We start from the raw sequence: 7,406 nt of genomic DNA, 5'->3' as shown, positions 1-7,406 counted from the left end.
CGGTGAACCACGAAGACCTCCGAGGTGAGTTGGTGCGTTCCTAGACAGCTCGCACTTCACCCGGAGGTCTTCGTCTTGTCACCTCACCACGCCGTCACCAACGTCCGTGGTCAGTACACCTAGGTGAGCGCCTTGGTCTTCAACGAATCGAAGTCGCTCTGGGTGATGGTGCCCGCATCGAGAAGTTCCTTCGCGTGGGCGATCTCCTGCGCGGGCGAGCGTCCTGCGGCCTGCTTGATGTAGTCGTCGGTCTGCTGTTTGGCCGCTGCCGCCGCCTCGCGACCCCGCAAGGCCATGCCGTCACCGCGTGCGATCAGGTAGACCAGCGCCGTGAGGTACGGGAAGACGATCAGGAACACCACCCACACCGCCTTCACCACACCCTTGGTCTGGTGATCACGCCAGAACAGGTCGGTGAGGATGTTGAACAGGATCATCAGGTACGCGATGAACGCGAAGATGACGATCGTCGACCACAGGAAACTCCAGAACGAACTCCACACGAGCGGCTACTCCTCAACCACTGATGAGCGCTTGCGCGAAGCTTCTGCAAGCACTGCTCACTACGTCGATTTGACGTAGCCGTCAGTTTAGCCGCGGGCCGCCCGGTTGACCGCCGATACCACCGCTCGTAGCGACGCGGTCGTGATCGACGTGGCGATGCCGACGCCCCACACGGTGCGGCCGCCGATCGACGCCTCGACGTACGCGGCCGCCTGCGCCTCCTCGCCCGCCGAGAGCGCGTGCTCGGAGTAGTCCAGCACCGAGACGTCGAAGCCGATGGCGCCCAACGCGTCGACGAACGCCGCCAGCGGACCGTTGCCCGCGCCGACGATCTCGCGTTCCTCGCCGTCGACCTTCACCACTGCGGTGATGGTGTCGGTGCCGCCGTCGACCTCGGCCGCGTCGACCTTCTGCCGCATGCGCTCCAGCGGACGAACGGGGGACAGGTACTCCTCGGCGAAGACGTCCCACATCTCCTTGGGCGACACCTCGCCGCCCTCGCCGTCGGTGAGCTTCTGAATCGCCTGGCTGAACTCGATCTGCAGCCGTCGCGGCAGCGCCAGTCCGTGGTCGGCCTTCATGATGTAGGCGACGCCGCCCTTGCCGGACTGCGAGTTCACCCGGATGACGGCCTCGTACGTGCGGCCGACGTCCTTCGGATCGATCGGCAGGTAGGGGACCTGCCAGAGCATGTCGTCGACGTCCGAATCCGCTTCGTCGGCAGCGACTTTCATCGCGTCCAGGCCCTTGTTGATCGCGTCCTGGTGACTACCCGAGAAGGCGGTGTACACCAGGTCGCCGCCGTACGGATGCCGCTCGTGCACCGGCAGCTGGTTGCAGTACTCCACGGTGCGGCGGATCTCGTCGATGTTCGAGAAGTCGACCTGAGGATCCACGCCGCGGCTGAACAGGTTCAGGCCCAGCGTCACCAGGCACACGTTGCCGGTGCGCTCGCCGTTGCCGAACAGGCAGCCCTCGATGCGGTCCGCACCGGCCTGGTAGCCCAATTCGGCTGCGGCGACGGCGGTTCCGCGATCGTTGTGCGGGTGAAGGCTCAGGATGATCGAGTCCCGCGGTGCCAGGTGGCGGTTCATCCACTCGATCGAGTCGGCGTACACGTTGGGCGTCGCCATCTCGACGGTGGCGGGCAGGTTGACGATCAGCGGCACCTCGGGCGTCGGCTGGACGATCTCGGCGACGGCGTTGCAGACGTCGACCGCGTACTCCAGCTCGGTACCGGTGTAGGACTCCGGGCTGTACTCGAAGCGCCACTTGGTGTCCGGGTACTTCTTCGCCTCGTCGACGCACATCCTGGCGCCGTCGGTCGCGATCTTCTTGACCGCCTCGCGATCGGCGCGGAACACCACGCGGCGTTGCAGGATCGACGTCGAGTTGTAGAAGTGCACGATGGCCCGCGGCGCGCCCGCGCAGGCTTCGAACGTCCTGGTGATCAGTTCCGGACGGCACTGCGTCAGCACCTGGATGGTGACGTCGTCGGGTACCGCACCCTGCTCGATGATCTCGCGGACGAAGTCGAAGTCGGTCTGGCTCGCCGACGGGAAGCCGACCTCGATCTCCTTGTAGCCCATGCGGACCAGCAGGTCGAACATGCGGCGCTTACGCTGCGGGCTCATCGGATCGATGAGCGCCTGATTACCGTCGCGCAGATCGACTGCACACCACATCGGCGCAACGGTCGAGACCTTGTCGGGCCAGGTGCGGTCGGGCAGCGCGACGTTCTCCACCTCTTCGGCGAAGGTGCGATAGCGGCCCACCGGCATCTGGGTGGTCTTCTGGGTGTTCCACGCGGGCTGGCCGGGATTGGCCGGGCCGGCAGGGGTGGAGATGGTGCGTGCGGAATTGAAGGCGTCGGGCGAGTCAGCCGAGGGCTTCGAATACGTGGTCATTGAGGTGGCTCCGGTTCGTCTGTGTGAATTCAGACCAGCGCATCGCGACTACCCGCGACGGAGAGCCAGTCTGGATCAGACTCCGTCGCGGCGTCCGAGGAGGAGCACCCGCTGCACGTGGGACACCCTACTCCGGTGATCCCGCGGCTCCAAACCCCGCCCGACCTTTGCGCGAACGTTGGTTACCGCCACGCTCCCGGCGACCGGACCGTGGCGGTAACCAACGTTCGCGCGGGTTAGACCTGGGAATCGGGGAAGGCGATAACCGACAGGAAACGGATCGGCACCTCGACGAGGTCGACGGGTCCGTGCGCGCCCTCCCCGTCGATCTGCAGCGAGTCGCCGGGCTGCATCCGGTACACCGACCTGCTGTGGCCGTAGTCCATGACGCCCTCGAGCAGGTAGATGAACTCGGTGCCGGGGTGCTGGAACAGTGGGTAGACCTGGCTCTTCGCCGACAGCGTGACGAGCAGGCACTCGAGCCGCTTGTGCTCGCCGCGCAGCGAGCCGAGCAACTGGTACTCGTGGCCCTCGCGGGTGCCCTCGCGCTTGATCTCGGCGCCGGTGCCCGCCTTGACGAACGCAGCCGGCCGTTCCACGTCGGCGCCGCGGAACAGGCTGGTCACCGGCACGTCGAAACCCTTCGCCAGCAGCGCCAGCGTCGACAGGCTGCACGACGTCTGCGCGTTCTCGATCTTGCTCAGCATCGCCTTCGAGATGCCGACGCGCGCGGCCGTCTCGGCCACCGTCAGGCCGTGCTGCTGACGTAGTTGCCGGACGTTCTTCCCGATCGCCGCCTCGAGTTCGAGCTCGTCGACGGAGACCTCGGGGTCGCGGTCGCGGGCGCTGCCGGAGCTGTTGCGAAGTAGCGGGACCTGATCTTCTGAGGTCACGGGTCCTGTCTAGCGCATCTCGCCGGCGCCGACGTAGGGGTACGGCGTCTTGAGCGGGTCGCCCTCGGCGAACCGCGACAGCCGGAAGTCGCTCGCCGGGACGCGGGAGTCGCGGCTGTAGCCGTCGATCACCAGGTCGGCGACGAGCCGACCCACTGCCGGGGAGATCTTGAAGCCGTGGCCGCTGAACCCCGCGGCGACCAGCAGCCCGTCGACGCCCGTGGCCGAGATGACCGGATTCCAGTCCGGCGTGACGTCGTAGCAGCCCGCGTAGCTGCTGGTGATCGCCGCGTCGGTGAGACCGGGGAACCGGGTGCCGATCTTGTCGACGGTGAGGTCGACGAACGCCTCGGTGGCGCGGTTCGAGTACCCGTCGGGGTCGGCGATCTCGAGCTCGCCCAGATCCGAGTTGCCGAACAGCAGTTCGCCGTTCGGCTCCGGCCGGATGTACTGCAGCGACACCAGATCCGAGAACACCGGCGCCCCGGCGATATCCACGCCCGGCGCGATCAGCACGATCTGCTCGCGGTGCACCCGGATGGGGACGTCGACGCCGACCGTCGCCAGCAGCGGCTGCATCCACACGCCGGTGGCGACGACGACGGTCTCCGCGGCGATCTCACCGCCGTCGAGTAGCCGCACGCCGCGCGCCCGGCCACAGTCGACGAGAACCTCCGCCACCGCGCAGTTCTGCCGCACGCGTACGCCGGCCCGCCGAGCGGTCGCCGAGAACGCCTGCGCAGTCTGATAGGCGTCGCCGTAGCCACCGCGGCGCTCCCACGCGAACGCGGCGAACGGCGTCAGGTCTGCGGTCGGCCACATGTCCGCGACCTCGGCGGCGTCGATCTCCTCGGTGTCGACGCCGACGGACCGCTGCGCCGCCAGGCTCTTGCGCAGTGCGTCGACGTTGGCCTCGCCGACCCCCACGACGTAACCGGGTTGCCGGAAGCCGATGTCGGTGCCGAACAACTCCTCGGCACGCTCGAAGACGTCGAGGCCGACGGTCGCCATCGCGGCCAGCGAGCTGACGCCGTAGTGGCAGCGGACGATACCCGAGGACTTCCCGGTCATACCGGATCCGACGGTGTTCCTCTCTGCGACAACGACGTTCGTCACGCCGCGCTCGGCCAGTGCCCACGCCGCCGCGGTGCCTTCCAGTCCGCCACCGACGATGACGACGTCCGCGGTCTCGGTCACGTGCCGGGGATCCAGTCGGTGCCCGCGAGAGGCACCCTGGCCATGGCGGCCGCCTCGATGCTGACGGCGACGAGATCGTCGGGTTCCAGGTGCTGCACGTGGGACTTGCCACACGCCCGCGCGATGGTCTGCGCCTCCATGGTCAGCACGCGGAGGTAGTTGGCCAGCCTGCGACCGCCCTCGACCGGGTCGAAGCGCGCGGCCAACTCGGGATCCTGGGTGGTGATGCCCGCCGGGTCGCGGCCGTCCTGGTAGTCGTCGTAGAAACCGGCTGCGCTGCCGAGCTTCTCGTACTCCCGCGCGTAGCGCGGGTGGTTGTCGCCGAGCGCGATCAGCGCGGCGGTGCCGATCGCGACGGCATCGGCGCCGAGGGCCAGTGCCTTGGCGACGTCGGCGCCGTTGCGGATACCGCCGGAGACGATGAGCTGCACGCCCTTCCGGTGCACCCCGAGTTCCTGCAGCGCGCGGACGGCCTGCGGCAGCGCCGCCAGCGTCGGCACTCCGACGTGCTCGATGAACACCTCCTGGGTGGCGGCGGTGCCGCCCTGCATGCCGTCGACCACGACGACGTCCGCGCCGGCGTGCACGGCCAGCTTCACGTCGTAGTACGTGCGGGTGGCACCGACCTTCACGTAGATCGGCTTCTCCCAGTCGGTGATCTCCCGCAGCTCGTTGATCTTGATGGTCAGATCGTCGGGCCCGGTCCAGTCGGGGTGACGGCACGCCGAGCGCTGATCGATGCCCGCGGGCAGGGTGCGCATCCCGGCGACGCGATCGGAGATCTTCTGGCCCAACAGCATTCCGCCGCCGCCGGGCTTGGCGCCCTGCCCGAGTACCACCTCGATGGCGTCGGCGCGGCGCAGGTCGTCGGGGTTCATGCCGTAGCGCGACGGGAGGTACTGGTACACCAGGTACTTGCTCTGCCCGCGCTCCTCGGGCGTCATCCCGCCGTCGCCGGTGGTGGTCGACGTGCCGACCTCACTCGCGCCGCGGCCGAGGGCCTCCTTGGCCGGGCCGGAGAGCGCGCCGAAGCTCATCCCGGCGATGGTCACCGGAATCGACAGGTGCAGAGGGTGTTTCGCGTGTCGGGTGCCCAGCACGACGTCGGTGTCGCAGCGCTCCCGATAGCCCTCCAGCGGGTAGCGCGACATCGACGCGCCCAGGAACAGCAGGTCGTCGAAGTGCGGCAGCGGGCGCTTGGCACCCCAGCCGCGGATGTCGTATACCCCAGTCTCGGCGGCCCGCTGGATGGCGGCGATCGTCGTACGGTCGAAGGTGGCGGATTCGCGCAGGCCCAGTCCGGCCCGCTCTTCGGCGGTGTAGCTCATCAGTACGCACTCGCATGGTCGACGTGGAAGTGGTAAAGGTTTCGGGCCGAGCCGTAGCGCGTGTAGGCCGACGTGTCGTCGTCGCCGAAGCCCGCGGCCTTGAGCAGCCGGCCCAGTTCCTCGTGGTGCTCGGCGCGCATCTCCTTCGCGACGCAGTCGGCGCCCAGCGATGCGACGGCGCCGCGGACGTACAGCCTCGCCTCGTAGATCGAATCACCCAGCGCTTCACCGGCATTGCCGCGCACCACCAAGGTGCCCGCCTGTGCCATGAAGGCGCTCATGTGGCCGATGTCGCCGCCGATGACGATGTCGACGCCCTTCATCGAGATGCCGCACCGCGCTGCGGCGTCACCCTCCACGACCAGAAGCCCGCCGTGGGCCGTCGCACCCGCGGACTGCGAGGCGTTGCCCCTGACCCACACCGTGCCGCTCATCATGTTCTCGGCGACACCGGTGCCCGCGTTGCCGTCGATGGTGATCTCGGCCAACTGGTTCATGCCCGCGGCGTAGTAGCCGACGTGGCCCGCCACGGTCACCTTGACGGGGGCGTTGAGGCCGACGGCGACGTTGTGGGCACCCGCGGGGTTGTCGATGATGAACTCACCCGTCACATCGGCGGCGTGCAGTGCCGAGTTGACGTCGCGCAGCGGCGTGGTCTTCAAGTCGAAACGCGTTGCGGTCAACGGCTCCATGCGTACACCACCTCCGGTTCCGGTTCCCAGATCCGTGCGCGCTCGACCCCCGGCAGACCGGAGAGCGCACGGTACTCGCTGGCCATCGCGACCCAGTCGGCGGTCTCGGCGATGACGGCGGGCTTGCAGGCGATGGCGTCTCGGACGACGGCGAACGAGTCCCGGTTGGACACCAGCAGCGTGTAGAAGCCGTCGAAGGTGGCGCACAGTTCCTTCAGCGCGGTCTCGACGTCGCGACCGCCGGCGAGTTGGTCGGCGACGAAGCGGGCGCCGACCTCGGTGTCGTTCTCGCTGTCGAAATGCACTCCGGCGGCGCGCAGTTCGCGGCGGATGGTGGCGTGGTTGGCGAACGAGCCGTTGTGCACCAGGCACTGGTCCTGGCCGACCGCGTACGGGTGGGCACCGGCGGCGTTGACGGCGGACTCGGTCGCCATCCTGGTGTGTCCGACGCCCTGCCAGCCCTGCGCGTTCGCCAGTCCCCAGGAGTCGGCGAGCGCCCGTGGATGCCCGACCCCCTTGAGCACCGCGACGTCGTACCCGAAGCCGGCGATCAACGCGGTCGGGTCGGCGGCGGCCACCGCGTCGCGCAGCGCCTCGGCGGTGGCGTCGGCGGTGACCAGTCTGGTATCGCCGAGATCGGAAACCGACACGGCGCAACCGAGTTCGGCGGTGACGGCCGCTTCCAGGTCGGGGGTGGACTCGAGCACCGACACGCACGCCGTGTCGGCCGGCGACCACGTCGGGTCTCCGTACACGGCGACACCCGCCGAGTCACTGCCCCGGTTGGCCATCTCGCACAGCATCCCGGTGAGCAGGCCGCCGAGGTGGGGGTGAAGGTCCGGGTTGCGCAGATGCAACCCGATGATCCCGCACATGTGTTGCTCC

At 68.4% G+C, this 7,406-nt stretch carries 7 protein-coding genes; all 7 read right to left on the bottom strand.

Annotation, left to right across the window (positions count from 1 at the left end):
• Positions 1 to 119: 119 nt before the first annotated feature.
• Entirely contained in the window at positions 120 to 503 is a 384-nt protein-coding gene (locus NM203_RS26580) for a PLDc N-terminal domain-containing protein (protein WP_255063588.1), read from the bottom strand.
• 87 nt (positions 504 to 590) lie between these two features.
• Complete coding sequence (leuA, locus tag NM203_RS26575; RefSeq protein WP_255063587.1) at positions 591 to 2,411, bottom strand: 2-isopropylmalate synthase; 1,821 nt, start codon at positions 2,409 to 2,411, stop codon at positions 591 to 593.
• Between the two features lie 236 nt (positions 2,412 to 2,647).
• Positions 2,648 to 3,304, bottom strand: coding sequence for a type II toxin-antitoxin system RelB family anti-toxin (locus NM203_RS26570; RefSeq protein WP_255063586.1), 657 nt, complete (start codon positions 3,302 to 3,304; stop codon positions 2,648 to 2,650).
• A gap of 9 nt (positions 3,305 to 3,313) precedes the next feature.
• Complete coding sequence (locus tag NM203_RS26565; RefSeq protein WP_255063585.1) at positions 3,314 to 4,501, bottom strand: NAD(P)/FAD-dependent oxidoreductase; 1,188 nt, start codon at positions 4,499 to 4,501, stop codon at positions 3,314 to 3,316.
• Complete coding sequence (locus NM203_RS26560; protein WP_255063584.1) at positions 4,498 to 5,829, bottom strand: FMN-binding glutamate synthase family protein; 1,332 nt, start codon at positions 5,827 to 5,829, stop codon at positions 4,498 to 4,500. The genes NM203_RS26565 and NM203_RS26560 overlap by 4 nt, the downstream gene beginning before the upstream one ends.
• Positions 5,829 to 6,521 carry a GltB/FmdC/FwdC-like GXGXG domain-containing protein gene (locus NM203_RS26555; RefSeq protein WP_255063583.1) on the bottom strand — a complete coding sequence of 231 codons (693 nt, stop codon included), beginning with the start codon at positions 6,519 to 6,521 and terminating at the stop codon, positions 5,829 to 5,831. The genes NM203_RS26560 and NM203_RS26555 overlap by 1 nt, the downstream gene beginning before the upstream one ends.
• Positions 6,509 to 7,396, bottom strand: a complete 888-nt coding sequence (locus tag NM203_RS26550; RefSeq protein WP_255063582.1) for a class II glutamine amidotransferase domain-containing protein — start codon at positions 7,394 to 7,396, stop codon at positions 6,509 to 6,511. Before NM203_RS26550 ends, NM203_RS26555 begins: the two co-directional genes overlap by 13 nt.
• Between the last annotated feature and the right edge of the window lie 10 nt (positions 7,397 to 7,406).

The sequence above is a fragment of the Mycolicibacterium arenosum genome (assembly GCF_024320865.1).
Classification (GTDB): domain Bacteria; phylum Actinomycetota; class Actinomycetes; order Mycobacteriales; family Mycobacteriaceae; genus Mycobacterium; species Mycobacterium arenosum.
The sequence above is the reverse complement of the archived record's forward strand: the minus strand, read 5'-3'. Positions and strand labels throughout refer to the sequence as shown.